Consider the following 22,913-nt stretch of genomic DNA (forward strand, 5'->3'; position numbering starts at 1 on the left):
ATGCGCGAACATGTTTTCGAACTGGATTTGTACGTTCCGAAATGGTACATTAATCTGTGGAGGTTTATAACGTGAATTCTTTATTCGTTTATAATGAACGGCTTGGTATCCCGATCCCGAAGCTTGCTTCGGAATGGACGTGTTACAGCGAAGAAGAACGTGCTTCCATAGTCGAACAGTGGGAAACGATACGAGGAACGATACCGGACCAGGTTATCCGGTTTGAGCGAAAGATTAACGAGAAACAGGCGCTGCTGTACGAAGAGGTTGATTTCGAGGCATCCTGTGCGTTGAATTGGGACATTGCCGACTTGGCAAGCAGGATCAACGATTTGCATATTTGGTACCGCATCAATCAAGAGATTGAACCGCGGCGCCATTCCTGAGGGAATGGTCAAGGAGGGCGCCACATGAGGTTTTCGGTTCCTAACGGCCGCGTGCCGACGTCGCCGCTGAAGTTAATGTACCGGGTATACAAATATGTGCTGCCGGAGGTACGGGCGGAGCTTAGCCGCCTCCGCTTCCTCGCGGAGAGCATTCCGGATCCGGAATTGCGCAGGCAGGCGCTTGCCAGCATGGCAGGCAAGCAGTTTCATTGCGAGGGTGGCGCGGTCTACGCCGCAGCCAATCTAGGCCAGCGGCATATCCTCATCCCTCTTATTGTCGCCTTACAGACCATTAGCGACTATTTGGATAATCTGTGCGACCGGAGCACCTCGCTCGATCCGGATGACTTTCGTCTGCTTCATCAGTCCATGCTGGATGCGATTGATCCGCAAGCGCCTCTCCGCGATTACTATGCTTGCCGGGAGGAGCGGCTGGACGGAGGCTATTTGCACGAATTGGTTCGCACCTGCCAAAGCTGCGTCAAGCAGCTGCCCGGTTATCGGCATGCGCAGCCGCATGTGGCGGAACTGGTGACTCTATATAGCGATTTGCAGGTGTACAAGCATATTCGGAAGGATCTGAGGGAGCCTCAGCTGATGGCATGGTGGAACAAGCACCGGACCCGCTGGGCACATCTGCAATGGAATGAGTTTGCCGCTGCGACAGGCTCGACTTTAGGCATGTTTATGCTGTTTCTGGCAGCTGCCGACGAGCGTCTATCGGAGGACCAGGCGCGTTTGATTCGCGATGCATATTTTCCTCATGTATGCGGTCTTCATATTATGCTCGATTACTTGATCGACCAGGAGGAAGACCGGATCGGCGGCGATTTGAATTTCTGTAACTATTATGATGACCAAGCTACGCTTATCGAACGAATTGGAGAAATTGTCCAGAATGCGCGCGAAGACGTCCGGCGATTGTCGGCGTGGCGCTTTCACCGTATGATTATTGAAGGGCTGCTCGCCTTGTATTTGTCGGATCCGAAGGTCCGGCAGCAATCCGATGTCCGCCGCATCTCCAAACGGCTGATGCGCAATAGTCCGCTGACCCGGTTGTTCTTCTGGGGAAACAGCGTCTGGATTCGTATGCAACAAACATAGAAGCTATAACATACGTTAGTCAAGGAGTGGATTGTAATGTCAGCTGTTAAATCAATTGCTGTTCTAACAAGCGGCGGCGACTCGCAAGGAATGAACGCAGCCGTTCGATCGGTTGTAAGAAGCGCATTGTATCACGGGCTTGAGGTTTATGGCGTGCAGCGCGGTTATCAAGGGCTGTTGAACAACGACCTTCGTCCGATGGATCTGCGCAGTGTGGGCGATATTATTCAGCGCGGAGGAACGATTCTGCAGACTGCCCGCTGCAAGGAGTTTCTAACACCCGAAGGCCAGCAGAAGGGTGCCGACGTGCTTCGCGAGCGCGGCATCGACGGACTGGTCGTGATCGGCGGTGACGGTTCTTATCATGGTGCCAACAAACTAAGCAAGCTGGGCATCAAGACGATGTGTCTGCCGGGCACGATCGATAACGATATTCCGTTTACAGACTTTACGATCGGATTCGATACCGCGGTGAGCATTGTCGTTGACGCCATCAATAAGCTGCGCGATACGATGACTTCTCATGAACGTTCATCGGTCGTCGAAGTGATGGGCCGGCATTGCGGAGATATCGCGCTGTACGCCGGGTTGGCAAGCGGCGCGGAGACGATTCTCGTTCCGGAGGTAGGATTCGATCTGGATCTTGTTTCGGGAAGGATGCAGGAGAACTTCCAATGCGGTAAACGCCATAGTATCATTATTGTCGCGGAAGGCGCCGGAAGCGGCGAAGAAATCGCGGCAGGCATCACGCAGCGCAACGGCATCGAGGCGCGGGTGACGGTGCTCGGCCATATTCAACGCGGCGGATGCCCGACCCATAACGACCGTATCCTTGCAAGCCAGCTCGGCGACTTCGCCGTGCGCAAGCTCATGGAAGGCGATTCCGGCAAAGGATGCGGCATCGTCAAGGGAGAGCTTGTCGTGACGGATATCGAACAAGTGGTCAACACGAAGAAACCGTTCAACATGGAATTGTATAACCTGGCAAGCCGCTTATCGCAATAATAGGGATAAGGTAGAAGGAGCAGCCATCATGTTTCTATACAAAATTGAACTTGAATTAACCGACCAAACCGCTTACCTTATTCTGCTTGCGCCAAGCGATGAGATGGCCTTCGAATATGTGGACAGCCATGTGGCGCGCCACTTTATCAAGTCGCCTGAAATCAGATCCGCTGCGATCGTAGAGAAGAAGCGGACGGAGGCCGGCTCCGGATATGTGATTGCTCAGTAAATGCTCGGCGAATTGCGCTGCGCAGGCAGAATGTTCTCTTACGATCGCTGTTATTCCCGGATTTTCATGGATCATATCATTGTTATAGGTAGAAATCCGGGAACAGAGGCGACAGCTGACGCTTCTCCAGAATCCTTCTTCCTGCTCCGCTCTTAGTGCCTTTCATCTGATTCAATCATATGAACAAATATAAGCGCCCTGCCTTAAGGAACGGAATCGACCGTTCCTTAAGGCAGGGCGCTCTTGCTATACAACCGAATGATAATTAATAAATAACGCCTGGCGTATATTTGTTCCCTGCATTCCAAAGCAAGTATTCGTCGACGCCGGTATCCTTCAGCGCCTTGATCTGTGCTTCCACTTCAGCTTTGCCGTATTTGACGTAGCGGCCCTTGCCCAGCCAGCTGGCCGTAAAATCTTGGATCCACGGCCGAATAATCGGCTTGAACGACCCGATCGGATCCAGCTTCTTATGGGTGTCGATCATGGAGCCCTTAATGGTCGCGTATGGATCTTTATCCGGATCCTTCACGCCAAACCATCCTGTACTGTAATGGCTCGGATAAACCATCGGACTGATGACGTCGACGTACTTCGAAATCTTCACGAAATCCTGCCCGATCCCTTCTGCAGCCGGTACGGATGCCGCGTATCCGAAAATATCGACGGATACTCTTACTCCGAGAGGCTCCAGCTGTTCCTTCGCATACTTGACGAAGCCCGCTACCGCATCTACGCGGCTCTCCTTTGTTTTGTCGAAGACAAGCGAATCGGCTTTGTTCTCGAAGCCCTCTGGGAACCGGACATAATCGAACTGGATTTCCTTGAAGCCGAGCTTTACCGACTCCTTGGCGACCGCGATGTTGTAATCCCATACTTCCTTCATATAGGGATTAACGAAGCTGTCCTTCTTGCCATTCTGCCAGACGGTGCCGTCTTTGTGCCGGAACGAAAGGTTCGGATGGCTGCGAGCGAGGACGGTGTCCTTGAAGACGACGACGCGGGCGATCGGGTACACCTCATGCTCCTTCAGCTTGGTCATCAAGGCGTTTATGTCGCGGATATACTTCTTTGGCGCTCCGTATTTCAGGAGCTCCGGATTCGTTGTCGGGTATGTAATATAGCCTAAATCGTCCTTGACATCGATTACCATGCTGTTCAAAGCCGTGTCGTCCAGCAGCTTGAGCAGCGTCTCCAGCCTTGACCCGCCGGCACTGTGCGCGGTTAAGTAGATGCCCTTGATCTTCGGGGCGTCCGGCTGAGGATCTTTCAACCCGGCATTGCCGCTCTGTCCCGGGCTTCCTCCGCTGCCTTGACCTTCGGACGGCTGCTGTACGGACGCAGGCGTGATAAGGGAAGCAAGCAGTTTGTTCACAGAAGCGGTCTCTTCTCCCGTACCGATTCCAGTGAATAATTGATACATCAGCATAATAACGGAAAATAAGGCATCCATTTAAGTTCTCTCCTCGCAAGCTTTCGTTCAACCAAATTATAAATCACTTTTTGAAGGTGGCACAGAGGTATTTTGTAGGATATTAAACGCCTGAACGCCATTCGAACCGGAATGACAAAAAGAGCGGGAACGTAATCCGTTCCCGCCCTGCTTTACGAAAAATGCTTATTGCAGCATAACTTCTCTTTGGTACTCGCAAATGCTGTGATGTACAATCTCCATCGCGTCTTCCGGCTCCAGCAGCGCCATTCCGTCACGGAGCACAATCGTTAAATTGAGCTCTCGTTCCGTGAGGAAGGGGACCAGCTCCGGGACTAGTTTCTCGACGATCCGCGACAGTTTTACCGTTTCCATATCCATGGAGCATCACCCTTTCATTCATGATGGAGGGCAAAAACGTATGGCATGAAACTTTGAACTACGGGATAACTCCATTATAGCAGTAGAGAATTGAAAAACCTAGGGTCATACAATAAATTCCATGAATGACGGGGCAGGCCGGATTTCGAATCCATACGAATGAGAGCGCAAATCCGCTACGGATCGGATTTGCGGAAGTCTCCCATGACCCCGACGGTTTCCACGAAATTGACGAAAGCGCGGGGATCGGCCTTGGCGATCCGGTTCCGGAGCTCCGCAAGCTCATATCGCGTCGTTACGGTCATCAGCATATCGCGTTCGGTTTGCGTATATCCGCCCCTCGTACGAATGACGGTCACGCCGCGCTGCATGGTAAGCAGGGCCGAAAGAAGCGCATCGGGATCGTTCGTAACGATGAAAGCCGTAATCTTCACATGCCGGATATGAACGACATCGATCACCTTGCCTGTCGTGAAGATGGAGAGAAGAGAGAACAGGGCGATATCCCAATTCTGGTTCATCATGCCCAGCGCGGCGATAATGGCCGCATTGAGAAAGAAGAGCAGCATGCCAACCGAGATGTCCCTCTTGCGGGATAGGATGGATGCAATAATATCGAATCCGCCCGTTGACCCGCCTTCGCGAAGCGACAGACCGCTTCCAATGCCAACAATCACACCGCCGAATACCGCTCCCAGAATCGGATTCGTTACAACCGGATACACGGGAATAATCTTTAAGGCAACCGTGGTCATGACGACCGATACGACGCTCCAGCCGATGAAACGGGTGCCGAGAACCATCCATCCCCACACAAGAATCGGGACATTCAGCACGAAAAAAAGCCAGGCAATGTTTAATCCGGTCGCATATGAGGCAATCATAGTGATGCCGGAAATTCCGCCGCTTATCATCTGGTGGGGGATGATGAGCTGATTGAAGCCGAAGGCGATCAGCGCTGCGCTAATCGTTATGACGAGTGCGGTCCGGGTCGTTTTCAACAGAAATCGTCACCTCTGGGAATGAAATGTAATCACGAGCGTAACGCTTCCTTAGGGATTGGACTGGCAGGCGGAGGCGCACACTATTATTATGCGTTCTTTCCGTTCACTGGTATTCACAAAGGTTATTGTGCTATAATGAACTGTATATTTTCTGTAGGATGCAGATTAAAGGAGTATGAAGAAGTTTGAAAACATTTGCTGAATTCGGCTTGGAACCAAAAGTTTTGCAAGCCATCACGGAACTCGGGTTCGAAGAATCGACCCCAATCCAATCGAAGTCCATTCCAATTGCGCTCACCGGCAGCGATTTGATCGGTCAAGCTCAGACGGGAACGGGCAAGACGGCTGCCTTCGGCATTCCGTTGATTAACAAAATCCCGACTAGTGAAGACCGGATCGTTGCTTTGATTATGACACCGACCCGCGAACTTGCCATCCAGGTATCGGAAGAAATCGGGAAGCTGACCCGCTTTAAAGGACTGCGTTCGCTGGCCATCTATGGCGGACAAGAAATCGGCCGCCAAATTCGGGCCTTGAAGAAAAGACCCCAAATCATCATCGGTACACCGGGTCGCATGCTTGACCATATCAACCGCAAGACCATCCGTCTAGACGATGTCCAAACGGTCGTTCTCGATGAAGCGGACGAAATGCTGGACATGGGCTTTATGGAGGACATCACTTCCATCTTGTCACTTATTCCGGAGAATCGCCAAACGATGCTGTTCTCGGCTACAATGCCTCCGAACATTCAGAAGCTGGCGCAGCAGTTCCTCAAGAATCCGGAACATGTCTCCGTTATTCCCAAGCAGGTTAGCGTACCGCTGATTGACCAAGCGTACATCGAAGTTCACGAACGCCAGAAGTTCGATGCGCTTAGCCGTCTACTTGATATGGAATCGCCAGAGCTTGCCATTATCTTCGGCCGTACCAAACGCCGGGTAGACGAGCTTAGCGAAGCGCTCCAGAAGCGCGGATACACGGCTGACGGCCTGCATGGCGACTTGTCCCAGAACCAGCGCGACGCGGTTATGCGCAAGTTCCGCGACGGCAGCATCGACGTGCTGGTTGCTACCGACGTTGCGGCACGCGGGCTCGACGTATCAGGCGTATCGCATGTCATTAACTTCGACCTCCCGCAAGATCCGGAGAGCTACGTTCACCGTATCGGTCGTACAGGCCGTGCGGGCAAAGAAGGAACGGCATGGTCGTTTGTTACCCCACGCGAACTGGACCACCTGCATTTCATTGAGAAAGTGACGCGTCATCGCATTCCGAAGAAGCCTCTTCCAAGCATGGCCGAGGCAATCGAAGGCAAACAGCGTATGACGGCGGAGCGGATTCTGGAACTCGTTTCGGAAGATTCCATTAACGAATACAAAGGCATTGCGATCCAAATGCTGGAGCAGTACGATTCCGTTAACCTGCTTGCAGCTGCGATCAAGCTGCTCACCGGCGAGAAGAAGGACGTCAGTATCGAACTGACGCCGGAGGATCCGATTCGTGCGAAGAAACGCAGACCGGATGTCCGTTCGAACGGACGGAGATTCTCCAGCAGCTCGTTCGGCGGCAACCGCAGCGGCGGAAGCGGAGGTTCGCGCGGACGTTCTGACAGCCGCGGCGGATACGGAAGCGGACGCAGCAGCAGCAGCTATGGCAGCGGCGGCGGGTACAACCGCGACCGTGACAGCCAGTACAAGGGAAAAGGAGAGGGCCGCAGCGACAACACTCGCCGTCCGCGTCCATCCTCCGATGATTTTGTCAACTCATAATTAGGGGACCGGGGTTATCCGTGCTGCCGAGCGATCGGAATGGATGCCCCGGTTTTTTTCTGAATTAGAGTTATCGTGCTCTTGGAACCCGCGATGCGGTTTCTAAGAAAAGTACGCTGGCATAAAGGGACAAGCTATATTATAGTAGAACAATAAGAGCGATAAGCAGGTTTGTGAAATCGCTTGCGGAATTGATGAATGGAGTCAAAGCTTAGGAGGATCAGGCACTATGGAAATGAGAGGTTTAATGGGCGGGCTGTATAAAATATCCGAATGGATTATGCGGCTCTCGGTAACGAACTTACTTTGGATTATTTGTTCGATTCCGTATATCTTTTTGCTTCTGCCAACGCTGATGGCTCAGACGACGGATCAGTTTTTAAGCGGCATTATTCTGTCCAGTATCGTTGCGCCGTTCACGCTGTTTCCTGCAACTTCCGCCATGTTTGCCGTTGCGCGCAAATGGGTGATGGGCGAGGTGGACGCGCCGCTGTTGCGCACGTTCTTCCGCAATTACAAAGAGAGCTATTTGCAAAGCATGATCGGCGGAATCCTATACGTTCTCTTGTTTGCAATCATGATCGTGGACTTTCAAGTGTATGTCAAAGAGCTAACAACGCTTAAGCTTGTTTCGTATCTGTTCATCGCACTGATGGTCCTTCTGGCTGTTTCGCTGTTTAATTTCTTCTCGATGGTTGTTCACTACCATATGAAGACGTTCCAATTGCTCAAAAATTCGGTTCTCCTTACGATTGGCCGGCCGATTCGCTCCATGTCCACGGCGATCATGAGCGGCATCGTCATTTATATTAGCGTAAGCAGCCCGAAATTGATGTTTCTTATTCCCTTCTTTACGGGCAGCATCGTAGCTGCGATCGCATTCTGGAACTTCTACGGGATCTATACGAAGCTGCAGATGCAAGCCGAGAAGAATGCCGCTGCGGCCGCGGAGGCCGAAGCCGAGGAAGCGGCACAGCGCGCGAGTGAGGATGCTGTCGGCATCGAGAAGCTGGAAGCAGACAAGGAAAGCAACGTCCGGAAGTAAATTGCTGCTTCGCTTTCGTTTACTTTTTCATCAATTCAGTCTATAATAGCAGTACATCCTGCGATGTACGTTACGGCGCATACGTTGTTTTGAACCAATGGCTGTTTCACGGGAGACCAACATCGGAACGCGGCTGACATGCCCTTAAGTCAGGGATCTCAAAACCGTTTCTGCGGACACCCACCTGCGAGAGCGGGTTCAGAAACAAGGCAGTCGGACGGCATGGCGGGTTTCTACTTAAGCATGATCAAGGGGGCTAGCCCCCTTTTTTTTATGGTCATACCTATGCTATCATTATAGTTAGCTTACATAGACGTCGGAGGGGGAGATCACCTTTGAAGCGAACCCTGATTGGGTTGCTGCGCAGTCATGAATCGACTGGCGATAAAGCGAAAGATCCGTTGCTCAAATCCCATTATTATAAGCTGTCCAAGGACAGGGCATGGGAGGAAGTCGTTTCTACCCTTAAGAAGATTCAAGGCTATAAAGTGCTTCACGAAGTGGAGTCGGTTGGAGAGATCGTGCTGGAGAAGCGGACGATGACCGGAAGGACGATGGATATTACCGTATCCGTCATCTCGGTCACTCCTGTTACCGCGGCTGTTGATATTTATTCTGCTTCACGAGGATCCTTCGGAGACCTTGGTTCGAACTACCGCGTCATCATCGACCTGTATCGGACGTTGGACAAGAAACTGGCAGCCTACAAGACAAGCGGACCGTAGATGAAAGAAAAAGCGAGGAGGGTATGCCCCACCGCGCTTTTTCTTTTTGTGTGTTACCAAACGCTTGCCGGTACGTATGTAATCTTATGCGAGTGCTTTAACCGCGGCAAGAGCGTCTTCATAGTTCGGGTGCTCGGTCATTTCGCCAAGAACCTGAACGTATTGAATCGTGTCATTCGCGTCGATCACGAAGATAGCGCGCATATCCAGCTTAAGCTCATCAATAAGAACGCCATAAGCTTGGCCGAAATTATTGTCCTTGTAGTCGGAGAGCATCACGACTTTATCCACGCCTGCGGCGCCGCACCAGCGGGCTTGTGCGAATGGAAGGTCGGCGCTTACCGTCAGGATGACGACATTGTCGCCCAGCTTGCCGGCTTCTTCATTGAAACGGCGGGTTTGCGCATCGCATACGCCAGTATCGATGGAAGGTACAACACTAATCAATTTGACTTTGCCTGCATAATCCTTCAGCGAGACGGTATCGACAAGCGACTTGTTTAATTGAAAATCCGGTGCTTGATCACCTTGTTTGAGCTCCGGTCCGTTCAGCGTGATTGGGTTACCTTTGAGCGTAGCTACGCCCGTACGTTGTTGTGCCATTTTGTACAAACAGCCTCCTTCAAATTGAATAGTTGATACCATGTTTATTATAATCGTAATGAAATACGCTTGTCCAACTTCAATGAAAGAGGCGAAATGATGATTTTTTTAAGATACGAAAGCTTCCGCGGTTATTTGCGCATGTTCCCGGTGACATCCGCCATTATCGCCATCAACCTGATCGTATTCTTCTATGATAAATGGGTTGCCGGAGGTGAGCTGCTTGCCCGCGGCATGTTTATTGAAAGCCCGTTCGACCCTTATGGGCTTAATGAGCCGTGGCGGTATGTGACATCCATTTTCCTGCATGGCGGGTACGAGCATCTGTTCTTTAACATGTTTGCCATTCTTGTATTTGCGCCTCCGTTAGAGCGAATGCTGAAGTCTGGGCGGTACGCGTTGTTCTTCCTGCTGTGCGGTATTGGAGGGAATGCGCTAAGCGCCGTGGTCGAGACGGGCGTTTCGGCCAGCGTAGGGGCATCGGGGGCGATTTACGGCGTCTACGGTGCTTATCTGTACTTGGCGACGATGAAGAAAACCTTGGATGAGGCCTCGCGGAAAACGGTCTACACGATACTGGTGTTCGGGGTTATTTATTCGTTAGTTGCAGCCAACGTGGATTTATGGGCTCATGTGGGCGGCGGTATTGCAGGTTTCGTATTTGCGCTCATTTATGATCGCTCTTTAAGCGCAAGACGATAGCAGCCGGTGAGTTGTATGGCGCGTGGAATAGCGCGCTTTTGGTTTGTATGAAGAGAAGAGGGGACGGTCATGGAGCTTCGGCAGTTGTATTATTTTGTGAAGGTGGCCAAGAAAGAGCATGTAACGCAGGCGGCGGAGGAGCTGCACGTGGCGCAATCCGCGGTGAGCCGGCAAATCCACCAGCTGGAGGAGGAGCTGGGGGCCAAGCTGTTCCTGCAAAAAGGGAGGAACCTGCAGCTGACCCCGGTGGGACAGCTGTTTATGAAGCGTGCGGAGGTTATCTTAACCGACCTTGAGCGAGCTGTCATGGAGGTGCATGAATTCCTCGATCCCGAGAAGGGCGAAATCAGGCTCGGGTTTCCGCACAGTCTGGGGATATCGCTCATTCCGGAGGTTGTCTCCGAATTCCGGAAGAAGCATCCGAATGTGAAATTCCGCTTCAAGCAAGGGATGTATCCTTCCTTGATCCGGGATGTCATGAGAGGCGAGGTGGACCTCTCGTTCGTCTCCCCATGCCCGGAGGAGCATGAGCATGTGACAGGACAAACGATACTGACGGAGGAGCTCTATGCGATCCTGCCTCCGAATCATCCCCTTGCGGGTGAAGAATCGATCGAGCTGGCGCAGTTGAAGGATGAAACCTTCGTATTGTTCAGCGAAGGGTATTCGCTTCGTCCGATCGTGTGGGATGCATGCAAGAAGGCCGGCTTCACGCCGAGCATCGGCTTTGAAGGGGAAGAGACCGAGACGATCCGCGGCCTGGTGGCAGCCGGGATGGGCGTAAGCCTGCTGCCTGAGATGGCGTTATATCCGACAGGGCCTCTGCAGCCGGCGAAGGTTAGGGTGCGGTCGCCTCATGTGACGCGAACCATCGGGCTGATCTACCGTTCCAATGAGAAGCTGCCGCTCGTTGCCAGAGTGTTTCAGCGGTTTCTGCTGGAGTTTTTCGAAAGCAAGATGCTGCTGAAGAAAGATCTGATACGCAAGCTGTAGTCTTTGAATAGATTAGAAACCAAGCGAATCCGATTCGCTTGGTTTTTTTTGCGGCTGGAGTCAAGACTGGCATCGGATGAATTGGCGGCGGGTGGGCGATAATGGAAGGAAACGGATTGTTTTACCGGAGGGACGTTTATGACAGGAGAAGATCGGCGGCGGAGACTGAACCGCCGCGTGTTCGGCATACTGCTGGTGATGAGCGCGATCATGCTGTGCTTCCTGCTGCGCCTCGCATGGCTGCAAGCGATGCCGGCGGCACCGGCGGCCAGCGGCCGTACTAATCTGAAGAAAGAGTCGGTTCTGCAGCGGGAGCGCTCGCTAGTGCTGGATTCGGGCCGGGGCGATTTCTTCGACCGGAATGGACGGGCATTAACCGGCGAGACCTATAAGGCGCTGGCGGTATTCCCGCTGAAAGCACAGGCCCGGGGGACCGCTTTGGATCAGGAGAGGCTGGCCGGCGTGCTGGGCGTCGATCAAGCTGCCTTGTCGAATTGGATGAACGGATTGAGGGAACCGGCCTTCTGGTCGAAGAAGGGCGAGAAAGTACCGCTGCGGCTCTCGCAAGCCCAGCTCGCGGTGATCCAGGGGCTGCGGGTGAACGGAGTGCGCGTACTGCCTTATCGGAACCGGTATCCCGTCTCATCGGTAGCCAAACATGCCATCGGTTACATTAGTCAGCACCCCGAGCTTCTTAATAAAAGCTATGCCTCCGAATTATTAAAGAAGAGTATGAAGCTTAGCGACCAGATCGGCGGCGCCGGATTGGAGCGGTCTTTGGACCGGCTGCTGAGGGGGAGCGGCCCGACGAGCGTATCGTATTTCACGGATGGTGCGGACAAGCCTCTGAACGGCTTGGATATGCGGCTGACGGGATCGGATAACCCGTATTATCCGATCAAGGTCGTGACGACGATTGATCTGGAGATCCAGCGTGCCATCGAACAATATGTCGACCGCATCGGTCTAGCCGAAGGCGCAGTCGTCGTGCTGGATGCAGAGAACGGTGATATCGCCGCAATGGCGTCCCGTCCGCAGCTGGCGCCCGGTTCGATTGGGCGGGAGGGAACCGATGCGGCTAACCGCGCCATTCGCGGCGCAACGCCCGGATCGGTATTTAAGCTTGTTACGGAAGCGGCGGCGTTAGAAGCGAAGGTGACGCGGGAGAGAGAGGTATTCGAATGCTCGGGAGATTACGGGAAATACGGTCTGCACTGCTGGAAGAGCGGTGGCCATGGACGTCTTACGCTGCGGGAGGCGCTGGCCCAATCCTGCAACATTGCCTTTGCGTCCGTAGCGGAACGGCTTAACGCAGAGCAGTTATCGGTTACGGCAAGACGATTGGGTCTGGAAAGACGTATCGGCTGGAACGATGCACATCCTTTCAAGCCGCTTGGAGAACCGCTTCGGCTGCTGCCGGAAGAGGAAGCGGGCGGTTTATTTGCGAAGCCGCCGGTTAGCTATGACGGTGGCCAGCTTGCGCAGACCGGCATCGGGCAGCGGGATGTGCGGATTACGCCTCTGCAGGCGGCCAATCTCGTTGTGACGCTGCTGCATGACGGACATGTCGTGAAGCCGCGGCTCGTGAGCGAGCTTCGCTATGCGAATGGACAGCTTATGGCCAAGCTGCCCGTGCAGTATGCCGAAGCAGAAGATGGACGTATTGCTCCAGCCACCGCCCAGGCACTCCTGCATGGGATGCAAGCAGCGGTAACCGAGGGAACGGGGCGTTCGCTCCGGGACGGCCTATGGACCGTTGCCGGCAAATCCGGTACGGCCGAGACATTGAGAGACGGCGAGCCCCGTAATCATCATTGGTTTGTCGGCTATGGTCCGGTGTCCGCTCCTCGCTACGCTGTGGCCGTGCTTGCCATGAATCGGAGTCCGGGTACAATCAATAAGGCGACGCAGCTTTTTGGCGGCATCATGAATATACTGGCTATTCATGAGCAGGCTTCTTCTGACGAAGCGAAGAAGATGCCGTGACGCAGCAGCAATTGCTGCAGATCAGCTATGCCAAGGTTATGAGCGGCTATTTGCCCGTCTGCCTGCACGATATTCCGTGGGCGAGCTTCCGTACCATTTGCGGAACTGCTTGGAGAAATACAGAGCATCGGTAAAACCGACCGACGATGCGACATGATCGATCGTCAGGTGCTTCTGGCCGTCAAGAAGCTCCCGCGCCCGTTCCATACGTACCTTCAGCAGAAATTGCATTGGCGACAGACCGGTCGTCTGCTTGAACATCTTGGATAAATGAGTGCGGTGATACCCGAGCGTGCGGGACAAGTCCTCGATTGAAATCTGCTGGGCATACTGCAGCGAGAGCCAGCGAACGGCTTGTTTGATCTGCCGTTCAATATCCGGTATGGCCGGCTGCGTGCGGAAGGTCCGTTTCCCGGCGTTTACCAGGCCGAATTCCTTCAGCAGCAGCCGAAGCAGTCCGTTCGCTTCCAGATCGGCCAGCTCCGGGTAGGCGGAGTGCTTGAGCGTATATTCCAGCTTCCGGTAAAGCCGGATGACGGTACGCAGATCCCGGAGATGTATGATCGGCTGAGCGGGGGTTATGCCCATGCTGTCCAGCAAGGGCTGAGCAAGCGCTCCCTTGAACGCTACCCACCGGTAATACCATGGCGCCGCCGCATCCGAGGTGTAGGTGAAGAGCACTTCCGGAAAAATGATGAAGGTATCGCCTTCCTTGCAATGGTATTGCTTGCCGTCGATTTCGAAGTAACCGCACCCGGACATGACGGTATGGGCAAGGTAATCATTGCGTACTGCCGGTCCTACCTGATGGGATGGGAGAGGCCGGGCATGGCCGCAAAATAAAGCCGACAACTCGCCATGGCTGGGCAGGGAGTTAACGCCTAGTGAGTAGAAAGAATGATGCAGATGCATACCTATTCCTCCATCAAGATAGGGTTAGAAGCAAGTATAAAGTCTTCTCAAAGCGTAGCTTATAAAACTACATATGTCCATATGCCATGTTCGATGTGACGAGTCGAGATGCTTGGCCGTGTACGGCCCATCAAGCCCAATGCGAGAGGGAAGCTGCCGCCTGAAGCAAGAAAAGGCCGTGCAGGATGAAGATCTGCACGGCCACTTGGTACGATCATAGCGAGTATTGCACGGTCCCGGTCCTACCTTGCTCAGTTACGCTGCTGCTTCCACTAGGACTACGCTTCGCTTAACACGCGTCCGGCAGGCAGATGCTCGGGCTGTTCTTGAACGATAGAGCCGTCGGCTAACCGAAGCCACGAATCGAAACCGCGCTGCCCTTCTTGCAGCTGTATGATGCGGGCGCCGCGCGGGAAGCCCTCCCGGCCGTATGTGTTATAGCCGGTTGCGCGTCCGTAGCAGAGGCGAATGCCGTGGAATTCGCCGTTATAGTCATTCACATGGTCATGACCCGCGAATGTGCCCATAACGTCGCCCATCTCGACTAATGCGGTGAAAAAGCCGGAGTTTATTTTTGGAGAGCATACCTCCTCATATTTGACACCGCGGCAGGCATGTGAATTCCATACTTCGTCGTACTCTGGAAGCGGAATATGAAAGAAGGCCAGAGACGGCAGCGGATTGCCGCCATTCTGCGCGGTCAATGCGCTCGATTGCCGGACATACCATTCGATTTGGTCGCGTTTAATCCAATCGTATCCGCCGATATGGGCGGGTGCGTAATCGCCTGAATCGACAAAGTAAAGAGCCGCCTCAGGCTTCTCGGCAGCGGATCCTTGAATAGGGAGTACGTAATTGCCGTATCCGCTGATGTCGTCAGGGCCTGCTTCCGTCAAGCTGTATGGATTTCCGTCAAAGACCGAGATCATCTCCTCGCGCGGCACGAGTCCCTCGGCATCGTGATTGCCGAGCACGACGGCAAACGGGATACCGGCTTTCTCGGCTACCGCCGTAACCTCCTGAATGGCATCCTTCGGTTTCGGGTCCCCGTGGCTTGCAATTAAATCACCTGTAAACACGACCAGATCGGGCGTTTCCTTCGCCAATACCTCTTCCATTAGTTCAAACGTCGGAATGCTGTTTCTCCCGTCGCTAGTGTGATGCACATCCGTAAATTGGACGATCTTAAACGTGCCGTCTTGGCGAAAACGAAGCTGCTTATCATTGGCCATCTGCGAGGCGCTCCCCTTTCCTATTAAAGACAATAAATGCAACAATCTATCCTCATCATAATAGCAAAAATCGGGAATTGTCAATGAGAAACAATGAGAAACAAGATAAAAACACAAGAATCAACAATGGAAAAGGCGATCTTTCTAAAAATCCAAAAACCCTTGATCCATCAAACTGGAATCAAGGGTTCGTTTCAGCCTATTGCATTATATGTGTGCTGAATCAATCAGATGCGGCAGGCGTTTCGGGACTCGAATCGAATTCGCCCTTAGGCGGACTGATCCAACGGTGAAAATACCGCTGATCATACAAGGCTTTAATTAGAATCATCAAGATCGGGGAAAGAATGACGCCGGCTATGCCGAATAGCGACATGGAAACGATCATGAACGCGAACATGGTAAACGCAGATACGCCGAGCGTCTCGCCGGTTATTTTGGGCTCGAGAAATTGCCGCGTCAATGTGACGACGAGCAGCAGCGCCGTAAGCCAGATCGCGAGCGACAGCTTGCCAACAATAACCAAGTAGATGATCCACGGCACGAATACGGCGCTGACGCCAAGCAGCGGCAGAACGTCGAATACAGCTGCAAGCAAGGAAATCGATAGCGCATTGTCTACGCCGAGAAATAACAGCGAGATGAAAATGACGATAAAGGTGACGGAGATTAGCTTCAGCTGCGATTTCAAGTAGATGCCAATGCCTGTGAACACATTATCTTTCAGAAAGAAGAACGCTGTCTTGAAGGTCTTCGGTGTCTTCTCGCGGGCCACTTTCTTCCAGTCTTTAATTTCAAGGCTTAAGAAGTACGCTAGAATAATTCCGATGCCGAAGTTAAAGATAAAGGTGGAGAACGAAGTCAAATACCCGCCTAATGATACGAGAAAGCTGGTGGCGATACGCTGTCCCCATTCCGTAATAGACGATATGGCATCCTGCGCTTTCTCGATGATACCGGGCGGAAGCGCTTTGTACTTATCCACCCAGACCGAAGCGTTCTGAGCGAATTCCTCGGCTAGAATTTGCTGATAAACGGGCAGCTTCTCAGCGAGGCCTGTTATTTGATTGGCGACGATAATGCCGGCTCCGACGAATGCGCCGACAATGACAAGCGTAAAGATAAGAATGGAAACCGCCGCGGCTATCGATTTCTTCAATCCGATCCGGGTCAGCCAGCGGGCAGGCGGTTCAATGAACATAAAGATTAGGAAAGAGAGGAATATCGGTGTAGCAATTCGATACAAATAACTGAACGCGAACATAATCAAATAGACCGTCAAGGCGATGAGCGCGATGTCGAACGCGGTTCGCCAATATTTACGGTAAAAGGAAATCATGCTTTCTAACTCCTCTTCTTCAGTATAGATTTGGATCATCACGATTGTACTATATATTCCAAGTGTTGCCTAATTAAACTTGTTCAAAATAGGTGGTGCTCCGTTATTTCATGGTACACCTATATGACAACAACCATAGCCGTTCTTATCAGGTGTATGTTACAATAAAGTAGGCATCTGAAGCAGCACCGCCTTCCAGGGTTGGACAGGGGATTGAAACAGGATGGTGGGGAAACGGACATGGAAAATTTATTTCTTTGGGGTTTTTACATTTTGACGTTTTACGCTTTTCTCCCGGGACTGATCAGCCGTACGTTCGGTTTTCGGGTTTTCAAGAAAGGACGGGCGAAGAACGAAATCGCGCTTACATTTGACGATGGTCCTGATCCGGTTTATACGCCGCAGCTGCTGGATCTGTTAAAGAAATTCAATGCGAAGGCGACGTTCTTTGTAGTCGGCATTCATGCGGAGAGACATCCTGAGCTGTTGCGCCGCATGCACGAGGAAGGACATGTCATTGGAATCCATAACTACGTGCATAAGAGCAACTGGTTCATGAGACCGGGAACGGTCAAGAAACAAATTCACCGAACCTCGGAAATTATTAAGAAGGTAACGGGCGAGCGTACCGTTTATTATCGTCCGCCATGGGGGATCGTCAATTTATTCGATTTCTCCAATTTAGGCTACCTGCAAATTATTTTATGGTCGGCGCTGTTCGGCGACTGGCGCAGTCGGGTAGGATCCGAACGATTGCAGAAGCGTATGTTTAAGAAGCTCCGCCCGGGTGAGGTGCTGCTGCTGCATGACTGCGGGGCTACCTTAGGTGCCGATCGCGATGCGCCCGCCAACATGCTGGCGGCGCTTGAGCCTTTTCTGGAAGCAGGCAAGCATCGTGGATACGAATTTGTCACCGTACCCGATATGATTAAGATCACTGACCGAAACAAGTCCTTGAAGCCCTCAATCAGCTGGTATAAACGAACAATCGTAGCCGGCTGGATGGCTTGGGAGCGGTTGTTTCACGTTCTGTTCCGCATTGAATCCGGCGGTACGGATTCCGTCTTCCACATTCGGGTTGTACCGTACCATGGCAAAACCCTTCACCTCTCTGACGGACAAACAATCGAAGATAAAGATGAAGTCATTGAGCTTCACTTCGATAACGGCAAGTTATACCGCTTGATGACGGAGTCGCGGTCAGTCATGCATGTCGCCATTCGCCTCATTCGCGAGGTGGAGCAGGCTCTGCCGAAGCTGGCGGCAACAATAGCCGGCCGTAAGGATTATGAACGCGTCAGAGGATTGTACGGGATCAGCATGATAAACAAAGGTGCGGAGCAATTCGGGTTTAGTGTGCTGGAGCTTCCCAAAGGGCTGTTCGACAAAATGACGCGATTGTACTTGAAGTTTCTGCTGCGGGTGCTTCATCCGTCCGGCAAGAAGCGGGTGAAGGATCAGGGAGGGCGGCTGTCGCCACGAATAATCGCCATGTCAATGGAGGAATTTAACCGTCGTTACGGGAAGGAAGAGTCGTTGAAGCCGCTGTGGAAATCGGCAGCGGGGTATGAAGAGAATCTTCAGCCATCCAACCGGACGACACTATCGCATAGCACGTACGACAACGCCAATGCCGCGAGGGAGTTTACGCCCTAACGGCATTTTTCCGTTGAGGCTGTTCTTTGCGTATGAGAAAACCAAACAAAGCGCCAGGAGTCGTCCGTAGACGTTTTCTGGCGCTTTGTTTGGTGTAATGCCGATTATATTTTCATAACGCCGCCTGTGCTGGCATTCGTGACGAGGTGTGCATAACGGGCCAGATAGCCCTTCTTCACCTTAAGCTCGAAGCCGCTCCAGTTCGCTCTGCGGCGATCGAATTCTTCATCGCTGATAAGCAGGTTCATCGTGCGGTTGTTCAAGTCCAGCTCGATCAGATCACCGTCTTCAACGAACGCGAGCGGGCCGCCTTCTGCCGCTTCAGGCGAAACATGTCCGATGCTGATGCCGCGGGAAGCGCCGGAGAACCGTCCGTCGGTAACGAGACCGACTTTGGCGCCAAGACCCATGCCAACGATCTGGGAGGTTGGAGCGAGCATCTCTGGCATGCCAGGTCCGCCCTTAGGTCCTTCGTAACGGATGACGACGACATGTCCTTCTTTGATCTGGCCGGCTGCAATGCCTGCAAGTACTTCGTCCTGCGAATTGTAGCAGATGGCAGGGCCTTTCAAATAACCGCCGACGGACTTGTCCACCGCGCCGACTTTAATGATTGCGCCGCCTGGTGCAAGATTGCCGAACAGAACGGCCAGGCCGCCTTGCTCGCTATGCGGGTTGTCGATCGTGCGAAGCACCTCGGTATTCGTAATTTCGCAGCCTGCAACGTTCTCGCGGAGCGTCTTGCCGGTTACCGTTATAACTTCCCCGTTCAGCGCGCCTTCCTTCTTGAACAGCTCGTTAAGAACGGCGCTTACGCCGCCTGCCTCGTGAACGTCCTCGATATGCCAGTCAGAGGCTGGCGCGATCTTGGCCAAATGCGGAACGCGCGATGCGATTTCGTTGATACGTTCGATCGGGTAGTCGATTTCGGCTTCATGCGCAAGAGCAAGCGTATGAAGAACCGTGTTTGTGGAACCGCCCAAAGCCATATCCAGCGCGAACGCATTGTCGATCGCTTCTTTGGTAACAATATCGCGCGGCTTGATGCCGAGCTCGATCAGCTTCATCAGCTGAGCCGCCGACTTCTTGACGAATTCCTTGCGCTCCGGAGAGACGGCGAGAATCGTACCGTTGCCCGGGAGGGCCAATCCGAGTCCTTCCGCCAGGCAGTTCATCGAATTCGCGGTGAACATGCCGGAGCAGGATCCGCAGGTCGGACAGCCGAACTGCTCAAGCTCCTGAAGGCCTTTATCGTCGATCTTACCTGATTGGTAAGCGCCTACGCCCTCGAATACGCTGGAGAGCGAGATGGAGCGTCCGTCGGAAGTTTTGCCGGCTTTCATCGGGCCGCCCGATACCATGATCGTCGGAATGTTGACGCGAAGCGCGCCCATCATCATACCCGGGGTAATCTTGTCGCAGTTCGGAATGCAAACCATGCCGTCGAACCAGTGCGCATTCACGACCGTCTCGACGGAGTCGGCGATAATTTCGCGGCTCGCTAGCGAGTAGCGCATGCCGATATGACCCATCGCGATGCCATCGTCAACGCCGATCGTATTAAATTCAAAGGGAACGCCGCCTGCTTCGCGGATTGCTTCTTTAACGAGCTTGCCGAATTCCTGCAGATGGACGTGTCCGGGAATAATATCAATATACGAGTTGCAAACCGCGATGAACGGTTTGTCGAAGTCTTCTTCTTTGACACCGGCAGCGCGCAGCAAGCTGCGGTGCGGGGCGCGGTCGAAACCTCTTTTAATCATGTCTGAGCGCATCTTTTTTGCCGCCATATCTGTCCCTCCCAAGGATAATTCAATACTGAACAGTCTACCACAATGGACGCTATATGGCTAGAATACAATACTAGAATCGAAAGCGGCCGAATGCTTTAACCAGACTGTCTGAAGCCCCCTTTCTTGAACGCGATTTTGCCCGGCGCCTCAAATTATAAAAGCGGCTGGAACGGCTCATGATAAACGAATAGAGGTTTACTTGGGCTTATTTGCGCTTAGATGCAGCCGCACCCTTTACAACTGTAACGGTTTGTTCTAAGTTTATGAAAGATGCTCGATGGAGAGGGTGAAACGGCGCATGTCGGAGATGGATCAGCATGATTTGGCGCTGCTCGAACGGTCGTTTATCCAGATGAAACGCAGAATGGATTCGGAATGGACCAAAGGCAATTACCGTGGCTTGAATGCGCTGCAGGGCCGAATACTTGTCCGATTGTTTGACGATGGGCCGCAGAAGGCTTCCGCATTGGCGGACCAGCTTTACATAACGCCCGGTGCCGTGACCGGAATAGCCGATAAGTTATTTGAGATGAACCTGATCGTGCGTGAACGTGCGGAGGACGACCGGCGTGTCGTAATTCTGACGGTTACGAAAGCAGGAGCGGAGCTGGCCGAGAAGCTGAAGTCGAGGCGCAAGCTGATTTCGGAGAAGATGTTCTCGGGATTATCGAATGAAGATGTGAGGGAATTGACACGGCTCTTCGAGAAAATAAACGCGAATATGGACGCTGCGAACGCGCTTGAACCTGAAGAATGTTGAGGAATGCGGCATGGTCCGTGCAAGCCCAAGCCTGTTGTCTTACGGACAAGCAGCCTTGGGCTTGTTTGACATTCCCAGCTCTATTCGTCACGCGCCGTAAAGTTATATTTGCGGTATGCGCTTGGACTCGCTCCGTACCGTTTCTTGAATTGATTCAAGAAATGATTGTAATTGCCGAATCCGACGTCCTCGCTAATTTCGGCCGCACTGCGGTGCGTATGCAGCAGAAGCGCGGCTGCCTCTCTCAAGCGCATACGGTTTAGAGCATCAATGACGGATTGACCGGTCTCCGATTTGAACAAATGGGAGAGCCTGGATTCCGAGATGCCGACTTCCTTGGCGATATCCTCCACGCGTACCTGCTCCTTCATCCGTTTCGTCAGCAAATCGAGAGCATCCTCCACACGCGGATCTATATTGCGCGACGCGGTCTGTGTCAGCAAGAGAAGCAATTCTTGTATAGCGCCCGCGCAGAGCATCTTCCAGTAGGGCCGGCGCTGCCGGACATCCATAATAATTCGCGATAAAGCTCCTGCGATGCGCTCTCTGCTGTGAGCGTTTTCAATGGAGGTATGATAGAAGCCCGGCTGCTGCTCAGGGAATTGCCACATGGGCATATCCTGCGGGCTTGGGGTGAAATGGGTCCAGATGAAATTCCACTTATGGCCGGGACTTGTTCCATAATGGTGAGGTGTGCCCGGTTTCAATAAAGCGACGTCGCCTGCCTGCGTGCGGTAGGTTGACCTTCCCAGCTTGAAATAGCCTTCCCCTGACAACGTATATGTGATGAGCCAGTCTGTTCTGCCTTCAGGCCGAAGGGTGAAGTAGGTATCTGCTTGATTAAAATGGCCGGCAACGTAAGTATCGATGCCCAATGTCCCATAATGACTCGAAGGTATACTGCCATGCGTCTGCATTCGGTTATCCCCCCTGTTGAATTGCGATTGCACAAGAGGCAGCACTAGGTATTGGAATGAGCATAGCATGCCGCTTAAGAGGCGGCAATAGAAGGAGGTTCGATGAGCGTCTGCAGGAGATGTTTCAGGAATGCTTCGTTCTACATAGCAAACATATTATGGAAATCATTGCCGTCATATTGTATGATATTAATGAAACTTAGTTTCATTAAGTGGAACAAGGGGGTGGGCGGAGATTGAAGCATCAATACCACGGTTTGGATCATGTTCAACTGGCGGCGCCGGCACAATCGGAAAGTCAAGCACGGACCTTCTATACGGGCATTCTTAACATGCCGGAAATCGAGAAGCCCGAGAAGCTGAAGAGCCGAGGAGGCGTATGGTTTCAATGCGGCAATCATCAGGTCCATATTGGCATTCAAAACAATTTCACGGCGGCCCGCAAGGCTCATCCGGCTTTTCGGGTGGAAGGGCTCTCTGAACTTCGTACGCTCCTTATTCAGCGGGGAATCGAGGTGCGTGACGATAAAGAGCGAGAAGGGATCGAGCGTTTCTTCATCGATGATCCTTTCGGCAACCGGCTCGAATTCATCGAATGGATGTAAGGTACAATAAGGCAGCCGTTCTTAAGCGGGTGGAAGGCCCCTTCATCTGAGAATTTGTCCACTTGCGAGTGTACAGCATAGCGATAAAGGGCCTTCCCTTCTTTATCCGCTCACTTGGAGCTTGCTAGCTTTTGCCGCCGTTTCCTTTCCGGTCCTTCGTACGGGTTTGTGTATTTTGCCGGGCATGTCCTTGTTGTTTTGCCATTAACGCAACCTCCCTTCATAAGGTACTGCACGGTATTTTGCTTCCGTTGGCAGGTGGTTATGAAACATTAGGCGTGGTAGTTTTTCACACGTTTATGCTCGTGAAGACGGTGCTTTTCTTGCGGGGT

Annotated in this window: 22 protein-coding genes and 1 other RNA gene; 14 read left to right on the forward strand and 9 right to left on the reverse strand. The window is 52.6% G+C overall.

The window, feature by feature from the left end:
• The first annotated feature begins 71 nt into the window (after positions 1-71).
• The 4 genes from L1F29_RS09030 to L1F29_RS09045 are packed head-to-tail and all read left to right on the forward strand — an operon-like array spanning position 72 to position 2,724.
• A complete protein-coding gene (locus tag L1F29_RS09030) occupies positions 72-386 on the forward strand; it encodes a hypothetical protein (protein WP_258387993.1) in 315 nt (104 codons plus the stop codon).
• Positions 387-410: 24 nt separating this feature from the next.
• Positions 411-1,490 carry a tetraprenyl-beta-curcumene synthase family protein gene (locus L1F29_RS09035; protein WP_258387994.1) on the forward strand — a complete coding sequence of 360 codons (1,080 nt, stop codon included), beginning with the start codon at positions 411-413 and terminating at the stop codon, positions 1,488-1,490.
• A gap of 36 nt (positions 1,491-1,526) precedes the next feature.
• Positions 1,527-2,495: a 6-phosphofructokinase gene (gene pfkA, locus L1F29_RS09040; RefSeq protein ID WP_258387995.1), complete on the forward strand. Its 969-nt coding sequence runs from the start codon at positions 1,527-1,529 to the stop codon at positions 2,493-2,495.
• 28 nt (positions 2,496-2,523) lie between these two features.
• Positions 2,524-2,724: a DUF3906 family protein gene (locus tag L1F29_RS09045; RefSeq protein WP_258387996.1), complete on the forward strand. Its 201-nt coding sequence runs from the start codon at positions 2,524-2,526 to the stop codon at positions 2,722-2,724.
• Between the two features lie 265 nt (positions 2,725-2,989).
• Here L1F29_RS09045 and L1F29_RS09050 read toward each other — a convergent pair whose 3' ends face one another.
• The 3 genes from L1F29_RS09050 to L1F29_RS09060 all read right to left on the reverse strand — a co-directional run bounded on the left by L1F29_RS09050 (position 2,990) and on the right by L1F29_RS09060 (position 5,538).
• Positions 2,990-4,177: a putative glycoside hydrolase gene (locus tag L1F29_RS09050; RefSeq protein ID WP_258387997.1), complete on the reverse strand. Its 1,188-nt coding sequence runs from the start codon at positions 4,175-4,177 to the stop codon at positions 2,990-2,992.
• 165 nt (positions 4,178-4,342) lie between these two features.
• The gene (locus L1F29_RS09055; protein WP_258387998.1) at positions 4,343-4,537 is read right to left on the reverse strand and encodes a hypothetical protein; all 195 of its coding nucleotides are present in this window, start codon (positions 4,535-4,537) and stop codon (positions 4,343-4,345) included.
• 176 nt (positions 4,538-4,713) lie between these two features.
• Entirely contained in the window at positions 4,714-5,538 is an 825-nt protein-coding gene (locus L1F29_RS09060; RefSeq protein ID WP_258387999.1) for a YitT family protein, read from the reverse strand.
• A gap of 188 nt (positions 5,539-5,726) precedes the next feature.
• Here L1F29_RS09060 and cshA point away from each other — a divergent pair, with 188 nt between their 5' ends.
• The 4 genes from cshA to L1F29_RS09080 all read left to right on the forward strand — a co-directional run bounded on the left by cshA (position 5,727) and on the right by L1F29_RS09080 (position 9,083).
• A complete protein-coding gene (gene cshA, locus L1F29_RS09065; RefSeq protein ID WP_258388000.1) occupies positions 5,727-7,313 on the forward strand; it encodes a degradosome RNA helicase CshA in 1,587 nt (528 codons plus the stop codon).
• Between the two features lie 229 nt (positions 7,314-7,542).
• On the forward strand, positions 7,543-8,358 hold the full coding sequence (locus tag L1F29_RS09070) for a YesL family protein (protein ID WP_258388001.1): 816 nt from the start codon (positions 7,543-7,545) through the stop codon (positions 8,356-8,358).
• Positions 8,359-8,410: 52 nt separating this feature from the next.
• Positions 8,411-8,594, forward strand: a non-coding RNA gene (gene ssrS, locus L1F29_RS09075) — 6S RNA.
• A 99-nt stretch (positions 8,595-8,693) separates the two neighbouring features.
• On the forward strand, positions 8,694-9,083 hold the full coding sequence (locus L1F29_RS09080) for a DUF1499 domain-containing protein (protein WP_258388002.1): 390 nt from the start codon (positions 8,694-8,696) through the stop codon (positions 9,081-9,083).
• Positions 9,084-9,167: 84 nt separating this feature from the next.
• Here L1F29_RS09080 and tpx read toward each other — a convergent pair whose 3' ends face one another.
• Positions 9,168-9,686 (reverse strand): thiol peroxidase, encoded by a 519-nt coding sequence (tpx, locus tag L1F29_RS09085; RefSeq protein WP_258388003.1) that lies wholly within the window; start codon positions 9,684-9,686, stop codon positions 9,168-9,170.
• A 99-nt stretch (positions 9,687-9,785) separates the two neighbouring features.
• Here tpx and L1F29_RS09090 point away from each other — a divergent pair, with 99 nt between their 5' ends.
• The 3 genes from L1F29_RS09090 (at position 9,786) to L1F29_RS09100 (ending at position 13,367) form a co-directional block, all read left to right on the forward strand.
• Complete coding sequence (locus tag L1F29_RS09090) at positions 9,786-10,388, forward strand: rhomboid family intramembrane serine protease (protein ID WP_258388004.1); 603 nt, start codon at positions 9,786-9,788, stop codon at positions 10,386-10,388.
• 69 nt (positions 10,389-10,457) lie between these two features.
• Positions 10,458-11,381, forward strand: a complete 924-nt coding sequence (gene gltC / locus L1F29_RS09095) for a glutamate biosynthesis transcriptional regulator GltC (RefSeq protein ID WP_258388005.1) — start codon at positions 10,458-10,460, stop codon at positions 11,379-11,381.
• A gap of 138 nt (positions 11,382-11,519) precedes the next feature.
• Complete coding sequence (locus L1F29_RS09100) at positions 11,520-13,367, forward strand: peptidoglycan D,D-transpeptidase FtsI family protein (protein ID WP_258388006.1); 1,848 nt, start codon at positions 11,520-11,522, stop codon at positions 13,365-13,367.
• Between the two features lie 36 nt (positions 13,368-13,403).
• Here L1F29_RS09100 and L1F29_RS09105 read toward each other — a convergent pair whose 3' ends face one another.
• From L1F29_RS09105 to L1F29_RS09115, 3 genes are all read right to left on the reverse strand, one after another.
• Positions 13,404-14,279, reverse strand: coding sequence for an AraC family transcriptional regulator (locus L1F29_RS09105; protein WP_258388007.1), 876 nt, complete (start codon positions 14,277-14,279; stop codon positions 13,404-13,406).
• A 278-nt stretch (positions 14,280-14,557) separates the two neighbouring features.
• The gene (locus tag L1F29_RS09110; RefSeq protein WP_258388008.1) at positions 14,558-15,511 is read right to left on the reverse strand and encodes a metallophosphoesterase family protein; all 954 of its coding nucleotides are present in this window, start codon (positions 15,509-15,511) and stop codon (positions 14,558-14,560) included.
• 223 nt (positions 15,512-15,734) lie between these two features.
• Positions 15,735-16,850, reverse strand: a complete 1,116-nt coding sequence (locus tag L1F29_RS09115; protein ID WP_258388009.1) for an AI-2E family transporter — start codon at positions 16,848-16,850, stop codon at positions 15,735-15,737.
• A gap of 273 nt (positions 16,851-17,123) precedes the next feature.
• On the opposite strand from L1F29_RS09115, the gene L1F29_RS09120 reads away from it, so the two are divergent.
• Entirely contained in the window at positions 17,124-18,506 is a 1,383-nt protein-coding gene (locus tag L1F29_RS09120; RefSeq protein ID WP_258388010.1) for a polysaccharide deacetylase family protein, read from the forward strand.
• Positions 18,507-18,610: 104 nt separating this feature from the next.
• Here the strand turns inward: L1F29_RS09120 and ilvD are convergent, their stop codons facing one another.
• Complete coding sequence (gene ilvD / locus L1F29_RS09125) at positions 18,611-20,296, reverse strand: dihydroxy-acid dehydratase (RefSeq protein WP_258388011.1); 1,686 nt, start codon at positions 20,294-20,296, stop codon at positions 18,611-18,613.
• Between the two features lie 301 nt (positions 20,297-20,597).
• On the opposite strand from ilvD, the gene L1F29_RS09130 reads away from it, so the two are divergent.
• A complete protein-coding gene (locus L1F29_RS09130) occupies positions 20,598-21,059 on the forward strand; it encodes a MarR family winged helix-turn-helix transcriptional regulator (RefSeq protein WP_258388012.1) in 462 nt (153 codons plus the stop codon).
• Positions 21,060-21,139: 80 nt separating this feature from the next.
• Here the strand turns inward: L1F29_RS09130 and L1F29_RS09135 are convergent, their stop codons facing one another.
• Positions 21,140-21,976 (reverse strand): helix-turn-helix domain-containing protein, encoded by an 837-nt coding sequence (locus L1F29_RS09135; RefSeq protein WP_258388013.1) that lies wholly within the window; start codon positions 21,974-21,976, stop codon positions 21,140-21,142.
• Between the two features lie 236 nt (positions 21,977-22,212).
• Here L1F29_RS09135 and L1F29_RS09140 point away from each other — a divergent pair, with 236 nt between their 5' ends.
• Positions 22,213-22,581, forward strand: a complete 369-nt coding sequence (locus L1F29_RS09140) for a VOC family protein (RefSeq protein ID WP_258388014.1) — start codon at positions 22,213-22,215, stop codon at positions 22,579-22,581.
• The last annotated feature ends 332 nt before the right edge of the window (positions 22,582-22,913 follow it).

Source organism: Paenibacillus spongiae (assembly GCF_024734895.1).
In the GTDB taxonomy this organism is placed as follows: Bacteria; Bacillota; Bacilli; order Paenibacillales; family Paenibacillaceae; genus Paenibacillus_Z; species Paenibacillus_Z spongiae.